The sequence below is a fragment of the Paenibacillus sp. TC-CSREp1 genome, assembly GCF_050171015.1.
GTDB lineage: Bacteria > Bacillota > Bacilli > Paenibacillales > Paenibacillaceae > Paenibacillus > Paenibacillus silvae.
Window position 1 is genome coordinate 66,339 of record NZ_JBNOKM010000005.1, and the last position, 19,133, is coordinate 85,471.

At 48.6% G+C, this 19,133-nt stretch carries 16 protein-coding genes; all 16 read left to right on the forward strand.

Going from position 1 to position 19,133, the window contains the following annotated elements; genetic code table 11:
- Window positions 1–16: 16 nt before the first annotated feature.
- The gene (locus tag ACQSGY_RS08695; RefSeq protein WP_216513457.1) at window positions 17–994 is read left to right on the forward strand and encodes a DHH family phosphoesterase; all 978 of its coding nucleotides are present in this window, start codon (window positions 17–19) and stop codon (window positions 992–994) included.
- Window positions 988–1,911, forward strand: a complete 924-nt coding sequence (gene truB / locus ACQSGY_RS08700; protein WP_427051555.1) for a tRNA pseudouridine(55) synthase TruB — start codon at window positions 988–990, stop codon at window positions 1,909–1,911. The genes ACQSGY_RS08695 and truB overlap by 7 nt, the downstream gene beginning before the upstream one ends.
- A gap of 70 nt (window positions 1,912–1,981) precedes the next feature.
- Window positions 1,982–2,920 (forward strand): bifunctional riboflavin kinase/FAD synthetase, encoded by a 939-nt coding sequence (locus ACQSGY_RS08705; RefSeq protein WP_427051556.1) that lies wholly within the window; start codon window positions 1,982–1,984, stop codon window positions 2,918–2,920.
- A gap of 185 nt (window positions 2,921–3,105) precedes the next feature.
- Window positions 3,106–3,375, forward strand: coding sequence for a 30S ribosomal protein S15 (gene rpsO, locus ACQSGY_RS08710; RefSeq protein ID WP_056700672.1), 270 nt, complete (start codon window positions 3,106–3,108; stop codon window positions 3,373–3,375).
- 260 nt (window positions 3,376–3,635) lie between these two features.
- Window positions 3,636–5,738, forward strand: coding sequence for a polyribonucleotide nucleotidyltransferase (gene pnp / locus ACQSGY_RS08715; RefSeq protein ID WP_111270046.1), 2,103 nt, complete (start codon window positions 3,636–3,638; stop codon window positions 5,736–5,738).
- 181 nt (window positions 5,739–5,919) lie between these two features.
- Window positions 5,920–6,915: a polysaccharide deacetylase family protein gene (locus ACQSGY_RS08720; RefSeq protein WP_427051557.1), complete on the forward strand. Its 996-nt coding sequence runs from the start codon at window positions 5,920–5,922 to the stop codon at window positions 6,913–6,915.
- Between the two features lie 101 nt (window positions 6,916–7,016).
- Window positions 7,017–8,297, forward strand: coding sequence for a M16 family metallopeptidase (locus ACQSGY_RS08725; protein WP_216513460.1), 1,281 nt, complete (start codon window positions 7,017–7,019; stop codon window positions 8,295–8,297).
- On the forward strand, window positions 8,254–8,706 hold the full coding sequence (dut, locus tag ACQSGY_RS08730; RefSeq protein ID WP_192895099.1) for a dUTP diphosphatase: 453 nt from the start codon (window positions 8,254–8,256) through the stop codon (window positions 8,704–8,706). Before ACQSGY_RS08725 ends, dut begins: the two co-directional genes overlap by 44 nt.
- 150 nt (window positions 8,707–8,856) lie before the next feature.
- Entirely contained in the window at window positions 8,857–9,756 is a 900-nt protein-coding gene (gene dpsA, locus ACQSGY_RS08735; protein WP_216513461.1) for a dipicolinate synthase subunit DpsA, read from the forward strand.
- Window positions 9,753–10,349, forward strand: coding sequence for a dipicolinate synthase subunit B (locus ACQSGY_RS08740; RefSeq protein ID WP_110893066.1), 597 nt, complete (start codon window positions 9,753–9,755; stop codon window positions 10,347–10,349). Before dpsA ends, ACQSGY_RS08740 begins: the two co-directional genes overlap by 4 nt.
- 231 nt (window positions 10,350–10,580) lie before the next feature.
- Window positions 10,581–11,798 carry an aspartate kinase gene (gene dapG, locus ACQSGY_RS08745; RefSeq protein ID WP_427051558.1) on the forward strand — a complete coding sequence of 406 codons (1,218 nt, stop codon included), beginning with the start codon at window positions 10,581–10,583 and terminating at the stop codon, window positions 11,796–11,798.
- A gap of 48 nt (window positions 11,799–11,846) precedes the next feature.
- Window positions 11,847–12,725 (forward strand): 4-hydroxy-tetrahydrodipicolinate synthase, encoded by an 879-nt coding sequence (gene dapA, locus ACQSGY_RS08750; protein WP_427051559.1) that lies wholly within the window; start codon window positions 11,847–11,849, stop codon window positions 12,723–12,725.
- Between the two features lie 512 nt (window positions 12,726–13,237).
- Window positions 13,238–14,887 carry a ribonuclease J gene (locus ACQSGY_RS08755; protein ID WP_373288498.1) on the forward strand — a complete coding sequence of 550 codons (1,650 nt, stop codon included), beginning with the start codon at window positions 13,238–13,240 and terminating at the stop codon, window positions 14,885–14,887.
- Between the two features lie 228 nt (window positions 14,888–15,115).
- Window positions 15,116–15,889 carry a ClpP family protease gene (locus ACQSGY_RS08760; RefSeq protein WP_276311044.1) on the forward strand — a complete coding sequence of 258 codons (774 nt, stop codon included), beginning with the start codon at window positions 15,116–15,118 and terminating at the stop codon, window positions 15,887–15,889.
- On the forward strand, window positions 15,886–16,119 hold the full coding sequence (locus tag ACQSGY_RS08765; protein ID WP_427051560.1) for a YlzJ-like family protein: 234 nt from the start codon (window positions 15,886–15,888) through the stop codon (window positions 16,117–16,119). Before ACQSGY_RS08760 ends, ACQSGY_RS08765 begins: the two co-directional genes overlap by 4 nt.
- Window positions 16,120–16,209: 90 nt before the next feature.
- The gene (locus tag ACQSGY_RS08770; protein WP_427051561.1) at window positions 16,210–18,981 is read left to right on the forward strand and encodes a DNA translocase FtsK; all 2,772 of its coding nucleotides are present in this window, start codon (window positions 16,210–16,212) and stop codon (window positions 18,979–18,981) included.
- The last annotated feature ends 152 nt before the right edge of the window (window positions 18,982–19,133 follow it).

The window sequence follows — 19,133 nt, forward strand, 5'->3', positions numbered from 1 at the left end:
AATAGAGGAGACGGCAATGCACACTTATGAACAGGCGCTCCAGGCAGGCAAACAATTCCTGCTGGAGCATGACGATTACCTGGTCGTGTCGCATGTACAGCCGGACGGTGACGCAGTCAGCTCGACGGTAACGGTGGGCTGGCTGCTGTCATGTCTGGGAAAGACATTCACCATGATGAATGAAGGTGAAATTCCGCAGCGCATGCGTTTTTTATGGCAGGCCGATGCCATTGTGAACATGACCGAACAACCCCCAGAGCGTAAGTATAAAGCGATCATCTGTGTTGATTGTGCTGATTTTGCCAGAGTGGGTCTTACCCGTCAATATTTTGAAGAAGACGCCATAATTTTGAATATTGATCATCACCCGACGAACAACGGTTATGGTGCAGTAAACATAATCAAATCGGATGCAGCGGCAACAGCCGAAATTTTGTTTGATGTTCTACAGCTTTTCGATATTACGTGGAACAAGGACATTGCTACGGCGGTATACACAGGTCTGTTGACAGATACGGGCGGGTTCCGATATGCCAATACCAGCCCGAATGTAATGGCCGTGGCTTCGCGTTTGCTGGAACATGGTGTGGATGGTCCTCATCTTGCGCAGATGCTGCTGGAGGAAGTTACGCTTCCTCAGGTTCGCATTCTGAACAAGGCGCTCTCTTCTTTGCAGATGACGGAAGATGGCAGAGTGGCCTGGGTTGTTATTACACCAGATGACATGCAGGCATGCGGAGCAGTTAATGAGGATTTGGAAGGTATTGTAAACTTCGCTCGCAACATTCGCGGTGTGGAAGTGGGTATCTTTTTCAAAGTCATCAATGACAATGCAGTTAAGGCATCCATGCGCTCAGCTGGTAAAGTAGATGTTGCAGCGTTAGCACAGACCTTTGGTGGCGGCGGACATGTGCTTGCAGCTGGCTGCCGGTTGGAAGGCAAGCTGGAGGAAGTTGTGGAAAAAGTGCTGAAGCAGGTGAACTTACAATGGTAAAGCCGTTTGAAGGTGTGTTGCCAGTGTATAAGCCAGCCGGTTTTACTTCTCATGATGTCGTAGCCAAAATGCGCCGGATCCTGAAGATGAAACGTATCGGTCATACGGGTACGCTTGATCCTCAGGTGACCGGGGTTCTCCCGCTCTGCCTGGGGCGGGCTACACGAGTGGTCGAGTATATGCAGGAGCTTCCCAAGGAATATCTGGCAACGCTCAGGCTGGGACTTGCTACAGACACAGAGGATCTGACCGGTGAAGTCATTGAACGATCATCGTCAGCTGTAAAAGTAACACAGGATCAGGTGCAGCAGGTGCTGGAGCAGTTTCTTGGTACCATATCACAGGTTCCACCCATGTATTCTGCCGTAAAGGTTGATGGGAAACGATTATATGAACTTGCACGTGAAGGCAAAACGGTAGAACGCAAGAGTCGTGAAGTTACCATCTATGAGCTGGAGCTGACCGGAATAGAGAGTAATGATGGCACAACCGACATATCTTTTCGTGCCTTATGCTCGAAAGGAACGTATATCCGTACATTATGTGTAGATATCGGCCGCAAGCTTGGGTTCCCGTCTACAATGGTGAAGCTGGAACGTACCATATCTGCAGGAATATCTGCAGAGCATTGTCTCCATATAGAAGAAGTTGAAAAGCGCATGGCTGAAGGTACGCTGGCTGAGGCACTGATCCCGGTAGATGAAGCGATTCCTTCCATTCCTGCCCACAAGGTCGGAGAAGAGCAGATGAAAGGGGCCCTTCAGGGGCAAAAGCTGTCCGCTCGTCTTCTGGATCCGCCAGTGGAGCAGCCTGGCCTGCTTCGCCTCTATGCTCAGGATGGCACGTTTCTGGGGATATTTGAGCGGGATGAATTGAAACCAACCGTGAGGGCTGTTAAAGTTTTCTTACCGGAATAAAAAGGAACCAGGCTTGGAGTGATGACGAGGTTCAAGCTTGGCCCATCAAGTGAAATGCAGGTGAATGATTGTGAAAACCGTAATGTTAACCTATCCGCAGACATTACAATCCGCGGAACTGAGTACACATCCCCAAGTGCTGGCAATTGGTCAATTCGACGGGCTGCATCTCGGACATGCAAGCGTCATTCTATCCGCTGTTCGCATTGCGCGGGAATCGGGTAAGAAGGCAGCTGTCATGACCTTTCATCCACACCCGAAGGAAGTTATGCGCAAAGGGGATTACGAGGGATACCTTACCCCGCTGAGAGACAAAGAAGACATTTTGGCCGGTATGGGAGTGGATATTCTCTACGTGGTTGAATTTAATGAATCTTTTTCAAAGTTATCTCCAGAGCAATTTGTGCATGAATTGTTACTTCCTCTTCAGACACAAACTGCCGTTGTCGGATTTGATTTTCGTTTCGGTCATAAAGGAGCGGGCGATGAACAGTTGCTGCGTACCTTGGGTGGAAGCGATATGACGGTAGAGACAGTTCCTCCGTTTCTGCTTGGCGGGGAGAAAGTGAGCAGTTCACTCATCCGCGCGCTGCTGAAACGTGGCGAAATGGATGAGGCCAGTCAGTGGCTTGGCCGCCCATACAGCATTAGAGGTACTGTTATTCATGGAGAAAAACGCGGGCGTACCATTGGTTTTCCGACCGCTAACCTTGAGCTTGTCGATCATTACGTTACGCCAGCCAAAGGGGTATATGCTGTGCGGGTGAAGGTCGGCGATCAAGAGCTCGCGGGTGTGATGAACCTGGGTGTCAAACCGACTTTTCACGAAAATGGCATGAAGCCGACTTACGAAGTGCATCTGCTTGATTTTGACGGTCAAATCTATGATCAGGAACTGAAAGTGGAACTGGTGCATTACATTCGAAATGAGCAAAAATTTGGATCGATCGATGCCTTGATTGCTCAGATTCGCCAAGATGCATTGACCGCCGCTCGTCTGTTATCCTGAAAATAGAATAAAACAAAGGATGTTTACATTTTTCATTTAAATTGATGTTTACATTTACTTTGTCCGGGCAACTATGATATAATGTACTACGTTGTCGATTGCGACGACATTAACCTTAGCTTGGTTGCAGGCTCTCACCGGCGGTGACGAGGCTAACGGCGATTATAATGAAGGAGGTGAATAGGATGGCATTGACTCAAGAACGCAAACAACAACTGATCGACGAGCACAAAACTCATGAGTCCGATACTGGATCACCTGAGGTGCAAGTTGCTATCCTTACGGAAAATATCAGAAGTTTGACAGACCACTTGCGTACGCATAAGAAAGACCACCACTCCCGTCGTGGACTTTTGAAAATGGTAGGTCAACGTCGTAAGCTTTTGGCTTACGTGAAAAACAAAGATGTTAAACGTTACAGCGCACTGATCGAAAAACTCGGATTGCGTCGTTAATTATCGTACATGTTTTCAAACTCAACCTGGCTGTTATCCGCCTTTTCTTTTGTCTAAAAGGACAAGCGGACCTCACAGCCGGGTTGTTTTGTAGATGAACATGTTGCCATATATTTGTAGCTGAGGGCTCCGCAAGGAGCTTTTGTTTTGCAGGTATGCCTGTGTTTGGCATAACCATTGCTAATGAATGCCGGACAAGCAGGAAATACTGTGAATATGCAGAATCCATTGTGATAGGAACGAATTAAAGGAGGGATTTCATGGAACAGCGTGTTGAAATGCAGCTTGGTGGAAGAAAGCTTACGCTTGAAACCGGGCGTTTGGCCAAGCAGGCGAATGCTGCCGTTAAGGTGACATACGGAGATACCGTCGTATTGTGTACCGTGACAGCATCAAGTGAGCCGAAAGATCTGGACTTTTTCCCACTGACGGTGAACTATGAAGAAAGATTGTACGCTGTAGGTAAAATCCCGGGTGGATTTATCAAGCGTGAGGGAAGACCATCCGAGAAAGCGATTCTGGCAAGTCGTCTGACAGACCGTCCGATTCGTCCATTGTTCCCGGAAGGTTTCCGTAACGATGTACAAGTTCTGAATATTGTAATGAGTGTGGACCAGGACTGCGAGCCACAAATCGCTGCAATGATCGGTACTTCGGCAGCACTGAGCATTTCCGATGTTCCGTTCAGCGGGCCGATTGGCGGTGTGAAGGTTGGTCGTATTGATGGTGAGTTTATCATTAATCCTACCATTGCTCAGCTGGAAGTGAGCGATATTGAACTGGTTGTAGCCGGAACAAGAGACGCGATTATGATGGTTGAGGCCGAAGCGAACGAAGTACCTGAAGAAGTGATGCTTGAGGCAATCATGTTCGGGCATGACGAGATCAAAAACATTGTAACGGTGATTGAACAGCTGGTACAGGTTGCAGGTAAAGAAAAAATGGAAGTGAAGCTTCACGCTGTAAACGCAGAAGTGAACAGCAGTGTGCGTGAGTTTGCAAGCGCACGTCTGGTGGAAGCTGTTAAAATTGCGGAGAAACACGCTCGTCAGGATGCGATTGACGCTGTGAATGACGAAACGGTTGCTCATTTTGAGGAGAAATACCTTGAAACACCGGAATTGCTGAAAGATGTGAAAGAAGTGCTGCACGATATCGTCAAAGAAGAAGTGCGCCGTCTGATCACACATGATAAAGTACGTCCGGATGGACGCGGCCTTGCCGAGATCCGTCCAATCGAATGTGACACTTCCCTGCTGCCGCGTACACACGGTTCAGGTCTGTTCACACGTGGACAAACACAAGCTCTGAGCGTTTGTACTCTGGGTGCACTGGGTGACGTTCAAATTCTGGACGGCATCAGTTTGGAAGAAACCAAACGTTTCATGCATCATTACAACTTCCCGCCGTTTAGCGTAGGTGAAGCTCGTCCGCTTCGTGCGCCAGGACGTCGTGAAATCGGACATGGTGCGCTGGGTGAGCGTGCGTTATCCAAAGTCATTCCTTCGGAAACGGACTTCCCGTACACGATCCGTCTGGTGTCTGAGGTATTGGAATCGAACGGTTCTACGTCCCAGGCAAGTATTTGCGCAAGCACACTTGCGATGATGGATGCAGGCGTACCGATTAAAGCTCCGGTAGCTGGTGTAGCGATGGGTCTGATCAAAGATGGAGAGCATGTATCCATTCTGAGTGACATTCAAGGTATGGAAGATCACCTAGGTGACATGGACTTCAAAGTAGCGGGAACACCTGATGGGGTAACTGCTATTCAAATGGATATCAAAATCGATGGTATTGACCGTCAAATTTTGTCCGAAGCGCTGGCACAGGCGAAAGAAGGACGTATGCACATTTTGGGCAAAATGACCGAAGTGATGAAAACGCCGCGTGAGCAGCTGTCTCAGTATGCGCCTAAAATTACAACGATGCACATCAATCCGGATAAAATCCGTGATGTTATCGGTGCTGGTGGTAAAATTATCAATAAAATCATCGAAGAAACCGGTGTTAAAATTGATATTGAGCAGGATGGCCGTGTCTTTATCGCTTCTTCCAATCAGGAGATGAATGATAAAGCAAAAGCAATTATTGAAGGCATTGTACGCGAAGTGCTGGTTGGCGAAATTTATGTCGGCAAAGTAAAACGCGTTGAAAAATTCGGTGCATTCGTTGAAGTGCTGCCTAACAAGGAAGGTCTGGTACACATTTCACAGCTTTCTACGGAGCGTGTTGCAAAAGTAGAAGATGTGGTGGCAATCGGTGATTCGATTACGGTAAAAGTAACCGAAATTGACCCGCAGGGCCGAATCAACCTGTCCCGCAAGGCTGTATTAACAGCGGAAGCTCCTGCGCAATCCTAGGCAGCTGACGTTTGAATAACAATTGAACGATTGAATGAAGAGACAGAATGTGAATTTCTGGCTCTTTTTTTAACGTTTAAATTGCAGCGTATGCAGCAGGCGCAGACAGATTGCGGGATTTAATCATAATCCTGCCCTTGTCCTCATAAGATGGGGACAAAGACGGCGGGAGGATGGAGCTGTGAGAAACCAATCCAAAAAACTGGCGGTTGTTCTCGCGGGTGTGGCATCGGTCATGCTAATCGGACAAGTCGGCAGTGTACGTACATACATTACGGAAATCCGCGACGGACCTGGGACACAGAATGCGTTTGATATGTTTAAAGAAGCGACCGGGGAAGAATCACTATTATCTGCGATCAAGGATAAGGCAGCCGAAACCCGGATTGCTCCGGTGAATGCCAGAGTTGATCGTGTGTGGAAAGCGATTCCTGGTTACAACGGTCTGGAAATTGACGTGGAGGCGACCTATCGCAAGGCGCTGAGCGGCACGTGGAATACCAAAATTCCATATGTGTATCGTCAGATCGAGCCGGATATCCAGTTGAAAGACCTGGGGGCACATCCGATCTATCGAGGCAATGCCAATAAACCGATGGTTTCTTTTATGATCAATGTGGCTTGGGGCAATGGATTTCTCGTTCCGATGCTGGACACGCTGGATGCCGAAAAGGTAAAGGCTACTTTTTTTCTGGATGGCAGCTGGCTGAGCAAAAATGCGGAACTGGCCAAGGAAATTCAAAAGCGTGGGCATGAAATATCCAACCATGCATATTCGCACCCGAATATGAGCCAATTGAGTGCGGAGCGGGCAAAACTGGAGATTAGCAAAACGCAGGACCTGCTGCACCAAACGCTTGGGGTGGAAAATCGCTGGTTCGCACCCCCTTCGGGTGATTTTAATCAAAAGACGGTAGATATCGCAGCTTCAATGGGCCTGCAGACGGTGCTGTGGACGGTAGATACCGTGGATTGGCGGAAACCAAGTCCGGATTCCATCATTGCCAAAATAGCGAATAAAACCGAAGCTGGTTCATTAATCCTGATGCATCCTACAGCTTCCTCGGCAGGAGCGATGAAAGGCATGATTGATTCAATTCGGGCCAAGGGACTGGTGCTTGGAACAGTCAGTGAAACGTTGTCTTCGGAACGGGTGAAAGGCAACGCGGTTGAGTGAATGCTGTTTTTTTGTTAATATCAAAAAGTTGGAACCAAATGTCGATTGCAATCTGCAAGGATTGAGATCACGGCAATTATAGAGATGTAGGAGGGCCAACCGTGAAAAAAATTCAGCTGGGCAATGGCCTCAGAGTTGTAATGGAGCAAATTCCGACCTGTCGTTCCGTGTCTTTCGGAATATGGGTCAAAACAGGTTCGCGGAATGAGCGTACCGAAAATAACGGGGTATCCCATTTTATTGAACATATGCTGTTTAAGGGAACAGAGCGTTTCGATGCCAAAGCGATTGCGGAGCAGTTTGACGCCATTGGCGGTAATGTGAATGCATTTACCTCCAAGGAGTATACCTGCTATTATGCGAAGGTGCTCGATGAACATCTGCCGATTGCAGTTGATGTATTATCTGATATGTTCTTCCGTTCCAAGATGGATGAAGGTGAATTGGCCAAAGAGAAAAATGTCATTTTGGAAGAAATCTCGATGTACGAGGATACGCCTGATGATATGGTTCATGATCTGATGGCTCTAGCCGCATATGGAGAGCACCCGCTCGCATATCCGATTCTGGGTACAGAAGAACGCCTCAAGGCGATGGATTCCAGTCATTTGCGTGCTTATATGAAGGAACATTATACGATCGAAAACACAGTTATCAGCATTGCGGGCAACATTGACGACAGTGTGATTGATCTGATGGAGAAGCATTTTGGCGCATTTGATGTCAAAGGGGTGTCCGAGGAAGTAAAAGTTCCAGCTTTCCAAAGCGGACAGCTTTTCCACAAAAAGAAAACAGAGCAGAACCACATCTGTATCTCCTTCCCCGGGTGTAAAATTGGTGATCCACTGCAGTACGCCATGGTGGTGTTGAATAACGCTATTGGTGGAGGCATGAGCTCCAGACTGTTTCAGGAGATTCGTGAGAAGCGCGGACTCGCTTATTCCGTTTATTCGTATCACAGCTCTCATGCGGACAGTGGACTGTTCACGATCTATGCGGGTACAGCTCCGAAGCAGACGAAGGAAGTACTGGATTTGACCAAAGAGGTGCTGCATGATTTGGCTGTCAATGGGTTATCTGAGGATGAACTGCGCAAGGGCAAGGAGCAGCTGAAAGGCAGTCTGATTCTGAGTCTGGAGAGCACAGGCAGCCGTATGAACCGACTGGGGAAAAACGAATTGATGCTTGGCAGACATCTTACCCTGGATGAGATGATTGCGAAAATTGAGCAAGTTACGATGAAGGATATCGATGCTGTACTTGATCTGATGTTCGCAGAGCCGTTTGCACTTGCGATGGTAGGCGCTTCAGACAAGACGATTGCTGGATTGAGAAGGGATGATTTGGTTGCATTACGTTCAAATAAAGAAGTTACCGGGTAACGAGGATATCAAGCTGCCACAAAAAATGTCTGAGCTGGCTGCCGGCTTTGATGTTGTGGCTGCTTTGGAAGAAGAGGTTGTTCTGCAGCCGGGACAGCGTACGCTGATCCCGACTGGACTTGCGATGGCGATGCCAGCCGGACTGGAAGCTCAGATTCGTCCGCGCAGCGGCCTGGCCTTCAAACACGGTATTACCTGTCTGAATACACCGGGAACAATTGACGCAGATTATCGTGGCGAGGTGAAAGTGCTGCTTATTAATCTGGGGCAGGAGCCGTTTACGATTGTACGCGGGGAACGGATAGCCCAGATTGTGTTCCAGACGGTGCCTGCGATCGAACTGACGGAGGTTGCTGAGCTTTCGGAGACGGTGCGAGGAGAAGGCGGCTTCGGTCATACAGGCAAGTAATATACTTGAAATGAAATGTCGTCCCTTTGGGACGGCTTTTTTTATGTTCTGGCAGCCTCTAATTCAGTTCGGATTCATTTATTGTTTTCACCCACCTGTGGGCCGCTGCATACGATAAGGCATACATGTGGTGAAAGGAGTGACGTCCCGATGCTGACCGGAGTCCGGATTGTCGTTCTGGGCGGAGATGCAAGGCAGCTTGAAGTCATTCGAAAGTGCGTCGAACTGGATGCAACGGTAAGTGTGGTAGGCTTCGACCAACTGGAACAGGTTATTCCGGGCATTGAGCACCGCGAACTTGAGGATGATGTGTTTGCTTCCGCAGATGTGCTGGTACTGCCTGTGGTGAGCTGTGATGATCAAGGGAAAGTAAGTTCTTCATTCAGTGATACTGCAATTGTTTTGAAAAAAGAACATGTGGCTGCTTTGCCGGAGCACTGCACCGTGTTTACAGGGATGGCAAAGCCGTTTTTGCGTGAGCTTTGCCAGGAGAACGGTCTTCGGCTGATCGAGGTGCTGGATCGTGATGATATCGCACTTTGCAACTCTATTCCGACAGCGGAGGGAGCCATCGCCATTGCAATCAAGGAAACCGATATTACGATTCACGGCTCTGAATGTATTGTACTGGGCATCGGCCGAACAGGGTTCACGCTGGCCAAAACACTACAGGGTCTTGGAGCCAATGTACGGGTGGGAATCAGGCGAAATGAAGATGCAGTCCGGGCAGCCATCATGGGCTGGAAGCCTTTCATGACAACGGATTTGGCCGCTCAAACCGGGGAAGTTGACTTGCTTTTTAATACGATACCGACTATGATAATCACAGCACAAATCCTGTCCAGAATGCCTCAAAAAGCAGTCATTATTGACCTTGCATCCGCTCCCGGCGGTTGTGATTTCAGGTATGCCGACAAGCGCGGCATCAAGGCACTGCTCGCACCAGGCCTCCCCGGTATTGTTGCTCCCAAAACGGCTGGCGGCATTATTGCCGACGCGTTAATCCGTTTGCTTTTGGAAGAACAGAACGCACGGGAGGTTAAATCATGAACTGGCAGGGTAAAACGGTTGGTTACGCAATTACGGGGTCTCATTGTACGTTTGAAGAGGTTATGCCGGTCATTAGCCGCTTTGTTGCTGAGGGAGCCAACGTCATTCCAATTATTTCGAACTCGGTACTGACGACGGATACACGCTTCGGCACAGCGCAGAATTGGCAAAAACAATTGAAAGATATAACGGGTAATGATATCATTTCTACAATTGTTGAGGCGGAGCCTTTAGGGCCCTCTAAGCTGCTAGATGTGCTGGTCATTGCGCCATGCACGGGCAATACAACGAGCAAATTGGCTAATGCAATGACCGATAGCCCGGTGCTTATGGCTGCCAAAGCGCAGATGCGTAATCAGCGTCCGCTTGTGCTGGCTATATCGACGAATGACGGGCTTGGATTGAATGCAGCGAATATTGCAAAACTATTAGTGGCCAAATATTTGTATTTTGTGCCGTTTGGCCAAGATGATCCAGTGAAAAAACCGAATTCGTTAGTTGCCAAAATGGAGCTGATCCCGGAAGCTTGCTGGAGTGCACTGGAGGGCAAGCAGCTGCAGCCTATGATTGTGGAGCGTGCTTCACAGGCATAGAAGAGAGCTGTAGTCAGGGCAATAACGGTTATGCGCTCGAAGAATTGAAGAAGGGTTCGAGAGACAAAGAAAATCATGGTGCACGATAGCTGGCGTGAACAGCTACCTCTAACCACGTTCCTGTTTGTTAGGGCATTCCTGCATTATCGCATCGGAACGCTCCTTAGGGTGATCCATTTGTTGATCTGACTCGTGTCCAGTCTTCTTGCGTACACAAATGGAGGAATAAAGATGCGCATTATGGTACAAAAATTCGGAGGCACGTCTCTCTCTACCGTTCAGGCGAGAGAGCATGTGCTCCGGCATGTTAAACGTGAGCTTGAGGCAGGATTCAATCTGGTTATTGTAGTATCAGCTATGGGACGCCGCGGTGAGCCGTATGCGACAGATACACTTCTGGACTGGGCAGCGCAGAATGGGAACGCACTATCCGCGCGCGAGAAGGATTTATTGCTGTGCTGCGGTGAAATTATCTCTGCAACAACGCTCAGCAGCCTGCTTGAACATGAAGGCATTCCAACATCAGTGCTTACTGGTGCACAAGCAGGGTTTGTGACGGACGACAATTTCGGGAACGCCCGGATATTGGATGTCCGTCCTGTTCGTGTGCTGGAACAGTTGCAGGAGGGTCGCGTTGTTATTGTAACAGGATTCCAGGGACAGACAGAGAAAGGTGACTTCACCACGCTGGGCCGTGGAGGCAGTGATACATCCGCAACAGCTTTGGGTGCTGCACTGCGTGCCGAAATGGTGGATATCTATACCGATGTGAATGGTATTTTGACGGCTGATCCCCGGATTGTTGAGGATGCACGTCCATTAACCGTAGTCAGCTATGCGGAGATTTGCAACATGGCTCACCATGGAGCCAAAGTGATTCACCCACGGGCGGTTGAGATCGCCATGCAGTCTCAAATTCCGGTACGGGTAAGATCAACCTTTGCAGATACAGAGGGAACACTTGTAACGCATCCGGAAGGATTCAAGGACGTACAGACAGGGATTATAGATCGTTATGTGACAGGTATTGCTTATGTCAGCAATGTCACTCAAATTACGGTGGACGTTCCTGGCGGTGCGGATCGCTTGCAATTGAAAGTGTTCAAAACGATGGCCGAGAACTCAATCAGTGTCGATTTTATTAATGTTACCCCTTCGGGAGTTGTCTATACCGTGTTTGATAGTGATTCCGAGAAGGCGATACGTGTCCTGCAGGAGATTGGACTCAAGCCACAGAGCTTGTCTGGCTGTGCCAAGGTTTCTGTCATTGGCGGGGGAATCAATGGTGTACCCGGCATTATGGCGCGCATCGTGGAATCCTTGACTATGGCAGATATTCAGATTCTGCAATCGGCGGATTCCAATACAACGATCTGGGTGCTTGTCAAAAAAGAAGATATGGTTCAGGCCCTGAGGGCTCTTCATGCCTCATTTGAACTTCACTTATAAATCACCGGAGTTAGCGGAGCCAGACCTGTTTTAAGGGAGGAAATCGAATTGGACTTTGGAAGATTGATTACAGCAATGGTTACCCCGTTTAATGCAGCAGGCGAGATTCATTGGGAGGAAACGGCACGTCTTATTGATTATCTGATCGAAGATCAGAAGTCGGAGACTCTCGTGGTTTCGGGTACAACTGGGGAGTCGCCAACACTTAGTGATACAGAGAAAGTTCAATTATTCGAGTTTGCCGTGAAACATGCGGCTGGACGATGCAAAATTATTGCGGGAACAGGAAGCAACAATACGGCTCATTCCATCCATCTCACAAAGGAAGCTGAGCGAGTAGGGGCAGACGGTGTCTTGTTAGTTGTCCCATACTACAATAAACCGAGCCAGGAAGGCATGTACAGACATTTTGAAGCCATTGCTGCGGCAACATCACTTCCGGTAATGCTGTACAATGTGCCAGGGCGTACGGTAGCTAATTTGTCTGCAGCAACAACGTTACGACTGGCACAAATTCCGAATATCGTGGCAACAAAGGAATGTGCTTCTATGGAGCAGGTGACATTGATTGCTGCCGGTGCGCCTGACCATTTCAGAGTATATTCGGGAGATGATGCAGCTGGACTGCCAGCTATTGCTGTGGGAGCTCACGGTATCGTCAGTGTGGCAAGTCATGTTGTAGGGGCTGAGATGAAACAAATGATAGAAGCCTTCTATGGCGGAGATCCTCTGCGGGCTGCGCAGATCCATCAGAAGCTCTTTCCGCTGTTCAAGGGACTCTTTGAGTGCCCTCAGCCGCTGCCGAATCCGGTAGCCGTAAAATATGCACTGACATTACGTGGTCTGAATGTTGGATCGGTTCGTCTGCCACTTATTCCGCCAACCGAAGAAGAGCAGGTCTACATTAAAAATCTGCTTGATATGTAAATAAAAGTTGGGATTCTGCCATCGTTTATTAATTATTAGCATGAAAGCTTTGTTTAGCGAAGAGCCGCACCTCTTAACCCGAGGCAGCGGTTCTTTTTTTTACGACCGCTGTAAGGTTTCTTTTCTTACATGAGGGGGAAACCTACAGGTTAACGAGAGAGTGACTTGTTTTTTCTGTTTTTAATCATGTATAATGATGTCAAGTGACTGGGTGCGGTATTTTTTTGAAATTGAAAGCGACATCGTTTCAGTGGTGTGGCTTTGCGGTGAAAAGGGAAGGAACGGCTAAGAGGGGCAATTCAGATCCAACGTGTTGGTGATGGGGAATAACTTCGAAGAACTTCTTCCAAATATCGTGAATAAAGGTGTTCTTTTGCATTCATGCCTATATACGGGGATGTAATGTTTGAACTACTTTTCTTAACTTACAATAAATAATAAGGTACGACGTCCAACTACCATAGGAGGTTCAGATTCATTTGTCTAAGAAAAATAATAATAACGAAAAGCTGATGATTTTTGCATTGGGCGGCGTAGGCGAGATTGGTAAAAATATGTATGTAATCCAATACGCTAACGACATTGTTGTCGTAGATGCCGGTCTTAAATTCCCGGAAGAAGACATGCTTGGTATTGATATTGTCATTCCTGACATTTCGTACTTGACAGAGAACCGTGACAAAGTAAGAGGTATCATTTTGACTCACGGTCACGAGGATCATATCGGCGGTTTGCCATATGTTCTCAAACACCTGAATGTTCCAGTATATGGAACAAGGCTTACACTGGGTCTTGTAGAGAACAAATTAAAAGAAGCGAATTTGCTGGGTGAGACGAAACGCATTCTCATTAATGCAGATTCTGAAATTGAACTGGGTTCGACGCTGAAAGCATCCTTCTTTGCTACTAACCATAGTATTCCGGATTCCGTCGGGGTATGTGTAGAAACGCCGGAAGGTGCAGTTGTTCACACAGGTGACTTCAAGTTCGATCATACACCAGTTAACGGTCAGTATGCGGATCTTCAGCGTATGGCACAGATCGGAACAAACGGCGTACTTGCATTGCTGTCTGACAGTACGAATGCAGAGAAGCCTGGCTTTACGCCATCCGAGAAAAACGTAGGCATCGTGCTGGAAGATATCTTCCGCAAAGCAAGCCAGCGTGTCGTTGTAGCAACCTTTGCCTCCAACGTACACCGGATTCAGCAAGTCATTAACGCAGCAGAGGTTACTGGACGTAAAGTTGCGGTCATCGGACGCAGCATGGTCAACGTGGTTGGCATTGCTTCCGACCTGGGATATCTGGATATTCCGGACGGCATGATCATTGAACCGGAAGAAGTAGGCAAGATGGCAGCCGATCGTGTTGTCATTCTGTGCACAGGAAGCCAGGGCGAGCCGATGTCCGCATTGACACGCATGGCACGCTCCACGCATCGCAAAGTGGATATCCTGCCTGGTGATACGGTAATCATTGCAGCAACTCCGGTTCCTGGTAACGAGAAGTATGTCGGCCGTACCATTGATGAACTGTTCCGCCTCGGAGCACACGTGCATTACAGCGGTGCCAACAGTGGCGTTCACGTATCTGGTCACGGTAGCCAGGAAGAGCTGAAGCTCATGCTTAACCTGATGAAACCGAAATATTTCCTGCCAATTCACGGTGAATTCCGTATGCAGCGTCGTCACGCTGTTCTTGCTGAATCTGTGGGCATTGATCCAGACAACATCTTCATTACAGACATCGGTGAAGTTGTAGAGATTCAAGGCGGAGCAGCACGCAAAGCTGGGAAAGTGACTGCAGGTAACGTATTAATTGATGGTTTGGGTGTAGGTGACGTAGGCAACATCGTACTGCGTGACCGCAAACTGTTATCGCAGGATGGTATCCTTGTAGTCGTGGTGACACTCAGCAAACAGGATGGCAAAATTGTCTCTGGGCCTGATATCATTTCTCGCGGATTCGTTTACGTACGTGAATCAGAAGGACTGCTGGATGAAGCTAACCGAATCGTTAGCAGCACGCTGCAGAAGCTGATGAGCGAGAATGTCAACGAGTGGGCTTCACTCAAAACGAACGTTAAAGATGCATTGGGACGCTTCCTGTATGAGCAAACTCGTCGTAGACCGATGATTCTGCCAATCATTATGGAAGTTTAACATAAGGGTACACAAACATATATTCTGGCACACAGTCGCCCCTTCTCTACAAGTAATATTGGACGGTTCCTTGTAGAGAAGGGGCTTTTTTTGCGTTTGTCCAGATGGGTAATGTTTCGGTGGTGATTAAAGAATTGATTAGCAATGAAAGTATAAGCTTGTTGGTAAATTCCCCATACTAAGGAAAAGGAAAGCATCACATTTTTCAGGAGAAGGGGATTACATTTCATGAATGAGCAGATGAATGACAAGCAAATACCACGTTCGAATCAGCCGGAGACAGAAGCTCCAGAGATGCCGGCACAGGAGGAGAAGCAGGTTTCTCCAGTGACAGAGTCCATTCAGCAGTTTGGGCAGACACAGTCACCGGCTGCGGAATCTAACATTTTCTGTATGACCATTATCGGTCAAGTCGAGGGACATTTGATTTTACCTCCGCAAAATAAAACGACAAAGTATGAGCATATCATCCCGCAGCTCGTTGCAGCAGAACAAAATCCGAAAATTGAAGGCATCCTTATAATTCTCAACACGGTAGGTGGCGATGTAGAGGCTGGACTTGCGATTGCAGAGATGATTGCTTCCCTCAGCAAACCAACGGTAACGGTTGTTATTGGAGGAGGACACAGTATAGGTGTGCCGATTGCGGTAGCCTCGACGTATTCGTTAATTGCGGGAAGTGCAACGATGACCATTCACCCGATTCGTATGAACGGGCTTGTTATCGGTGTTCCGCAGACCTTTGAATATATGGAGAAGATGCAGGAGCGAGTTGTTCGATTTGTCACGTCACACTCCAATATCTCGGAAGAGATGTTCAAGGAGCTGATGTTCAAGACAGGAGAGCTGAATCGGGATATCGGTACAGCGGTAGGAAGTGCAGATGCTGTGAAATATGGACTTATGGATGCGGTAGGCGGTATCGGACAAGCGATTGCGCAATTGAATCAGCTTATGGGCGACAGGAAACAGACACTTCAGGCAGGAGGGTACACACAATGACAACAATGTATACAGTCATGCCCCCGGAGCAGCTTTGGTCGGGAATGTGGACAGAGGCCGGTGAAACGAAAGAGATTCGCATGAATGGTTTGTTAATGCAGGTCAGACCTGTAAATGACACCGAAGCGGTGATTGTGCGTCTCCTGGACTGTCCGCTCGAAGCGTATCTGGACCCGGCTAATCAGCCGGGTTCCACCGTTCCCCTTTCCGGTAACGCGGGCCTGGCATAACGCGACGAAACCAGACAAAAGGTGCAGAAAAAGAACATATGTACGGAATATATTTGTATGGTATAATATTCTTCTGGGGGTGACCTGATCTTGGCCAGAAGAAAAAAGAGGAAAAAAAAGGGCGCCGGATTTAGCGGTGTCTTAAAATATGAAATTTACGGTATCGTGCTGATTACACTGGCAGTTATAGCACTATCGGGTGAAGCCACCGTTGGACGCTCGCTTTCCAAGATGTTTGGACTGCTGCTTGGCAAGTTCTATTTTGCAATCCCGCTGGTGGGTATTTATTATGGTCTGATGGTGATGATTCATCGAAAATGGCCGAGCGGCTGGACTACTCGCAAAACCGGCCTGGTGCTGCTGGTTTTTGCCTTAACTTTGATGAGTACAATCTCGGCGATGCACCAGAAGCTGATTCCGGTTGGTGCGCTTGAACCGGGTGCTGTGCTGACCCAGGTACATAATGATATGCAAACAGAGCTGCTGACACCTGCCACGCCGGGGGAACGTGACTCCATGCTGAATAAGGATATTAGCGGCGGATATATTGGTGCCGGGCAGTTTGCCTTATTTTTGTGGCTGTTCGGAAGTCTTGGCGCAAGATTGATCATGATTGTGATGTTTGTGATCAGCTTTATGCTGGTGACCAATCTGTCTTATGTTGATCTGATCCGTATATTCAGGACGAAGATATGGGATGCCGGTACTTCCATGTACAAAAAGCTGGAGTCCCGACCAGCCAGACGCCCCGCTTCCAGTGCTGCAGGGGCCAAGAAAGGCAATACACGCAAATTAACCCCTGTACCCGTGCAGGATGACGACTACGATGATGATGAGTTACAGGATGCTCATGAAGGGCAGCTGCCGAGACGCAAGGCTCCGATATTTTTTCAATTGTTCGGAAAATGGGGGGCAGACCGCCAGGCTGCCAAGCAGGATAACAGCTTCCAAGAGGGGGATGCACTGGAATCCGAACAAGTGGTGTACCGGGCCGGGCAGGATGTGGAAGCCGAAGCATGGTATGGTGAATCTGGGCCAGCAGAGCATGGAACAGGAGCTGCCGCTGTGGGTGCTGCGCAGGTTGTATCGTCCAAGGTGGACTCTGCGCCAATCATTCGTGACTTCTTTGAGCATGTCAGAACGGAAGGCTCCGATAAGGATGATGATCTCGATGATGCTTATCCGTTTCCAGATGATCTCGGCAGTAACGATGACAGCGCTGATCGGGTCGACAGACCCGATATCAAATTTACAGATGAGCTGGTCGAAGCCGAGTGGTCTGATGCAAATGGTAAAGAAGCACTGCTTCAAGGTGATCTTGATCATGAATTAACGAATACAGAAGCGAGCTCAGACGAAGCGGTGGACTCTGCAACGGGGCAGCCCGCTGCAGAAGGGGAACATACGCCGCCAGCTGTGCCGCCCCCTCCACCTCCAAAGCCATACAAACTTCCGTCATTCCGTCTTCTGGCGAAGCCTAACAATGGCGGCAAAGGTGGCGACCAGAAGGATTATATGCAGACTGCACGCAAGCTGGAGGCAACACTTGAAAGTTTCGGTGTGCGTGCGAAGGTACTTGAAGTGGTTCGCGGGCCAGCAGTGACGAGGTATGAAATTCAGCCTGATATCGGGGTGAAGGTCAGCCGCATTGTCAGTCTTACGGATGATATTGCTCTGGCCCTGGCTGCCAAGGATATTCGGATGGAGGCTCCAATTCCCGGGAAATCCGCAATAGGCATCGAGGTTCCGAATGGTGAGGTCTCGGTAGTAACGATGCGGGAAGTTATGGAGACGGCAACGTTCCAGGAGGCGGAGTCCAAGGTAACGATTGCGTTTGGTCGAGACATATCGGGTCAGACGATTATTGGCAACCTGGCACGAATGCCCCATTTGCTTGTAGCTGGTGCAACCGGATCAGGAAAGTCGGTATGTATCAACGGCATTATCACCAGCATATTGTACAAAGCGAAGCCGGATGAGGTTAAATTTTTGATGGTAGACCCCAAGATGGTTGAATTGAACGTATACAACGGTATCCCGCATCTGATGGCTCCGGTTGTAACCGATCCGAAAAGGGCATCGCTTGCACTCAAAAAAATCGTGGTTGAGATGGAGAAGCGATATGAATTGTTCTCCAAATCCGGCACACGTAACGTTGAGGGTTACAATAATCTGATGAAGGATAATCCGGCAGCGGTACTGCCTTATATCGTGGTCATCGTGGACGAGCTGGCCGATCTGATGATGGTAGCGGCCGGAGATGTAGAGGATGCAATTGCTCGTCTGGCGCAGATGGCCCGTGCAGCGGGTATCCATCTGATTATTGCTACACAGCGTCCTTCTGTCGATGTCATTACGGGGGTAATCAAAGCGAACATTCCTTCGCGGATTGCTTTCGGGGTGTCCTCACAGGTGGATTCACGTACGATTCTGGATATGGGTGGAGCAGAGAAGCTTTTGGGCCGCGGAGATATGCTGTTCATGCCGATGGGCGCTTCCAAGCCGATTCGTGTTCAGGGTGCGTTTATGAGTGATGAAGAGGTTGAAAATATCGTGAATTACGTTCGGGGGCAGGGTGAAGCGCAGTATGATGAAACTCTCGTTCCCGAGGTGGACGATTCCAGTCAGGCAGCAGAAGAAGTGCAGGACGAGCTGTACGAGCAGGCTGTGCAGATTATTCTGGAGGCGAAGCAGGCTTCGGTATCCCTTTTGCAGCGGCGAATGCGGGTAGGTTATACGCGTGCAGCGCGTTTAATTGATTCGATGGAAGCTCGAGGTGTCATTGGACCGTACGAGGGCAGTAAGCCGCGTGAAGTTCTGGTTTCGCTGGAACAGTACCAACAGAGCAAAATAAGCTCGTAAGGATGTGACCAAGAAGCCTTCAACCCTTAGGGGTTGGAGGTTTTTTGCTATGTGCGGAAAACGGGGGCTGCCATTTGCTCCAGAGATCGGATGATTTGGTGCATAGGAAACAGGCAGGCTTGTCATAATAACGGTAGCGATTCTGTTAAATC

Bases quoted from the DNA above. Each gene is read 5' to 3' on its own strand.
- pnp (WP_111270046.1), top strand. From the start codon at position 3,636: ATGGAACAGCGTGTTGAAATGCAGCTTGGTGGAAGAAAGCTTACGCTT.
- dpsA (WP_216513461.1), top strand. From the start codon at position 8,857: ATGCTGACCGGAGTCCGGATTGTCGTTCTGGGCGGAGATGCAAGGCAG.
- truB (WP_427051555.1), top strand. From the start codon at position 988: ATGGTAAAGCCGTTTGAAGGTGTGTTGCCAGTGTATAAGCCAGCCGGT.
- ACQSGY_RS08695 (WP_216513457.1), top strand. From the start codon at position 17: ATGCACACTTATGAACAGGCGCTCCAGGCAGGCAAACAATTCCTGCTG.
- ACQSGY_RS08760 (WP_276311044.1), top strand. From the start codon at position 15,116: ATGAATGAGCAGATGAATGACAAGCAAATACCACGTTCGAATCAGCCG.
- ACQSGY_RS08765 (WP_427051560.1), top strand. From the start codon at position 15,886: ATGACAACAATGTATACAGTCATGCCCCCGGAGCAGCTTTGGTCGGGA.
- ACQSGY_RS08740 (WP_110893066.1), top strand. From the start codon at position 9,753: ATGAACTGGCAGGGTAAAACGGTTGGTTACGCAATTACGGGGTCTCAT.
- ACQSGY_RS08755 (WP_373288498.1), top strand. From the start codon at position 13,238: ATGATTTTTGCATTGGGCGGCGTAGGCGAGATTGGTAAAAATATGTAT.
- dapG (WP_427051558.1), top strand. From the start codon at position 10,581: ATGCGCATTATGGTACAAAAATTCGGAGGCACGTCTCTCTCTACCGTT.
- dut (WP_192895099.1), top strand. From the start codon at position 8,254: ATGATTTGGTTGCATTACGTTCAAATAAAGAAGTTACCGGGTAACGAG.
- rpsO (WP_056700672.1), top strand. From the start codon at position 3,106: ATGGCATTGACTCAAGAACGCAAACAACAACTGATCGACGAGCACAAA.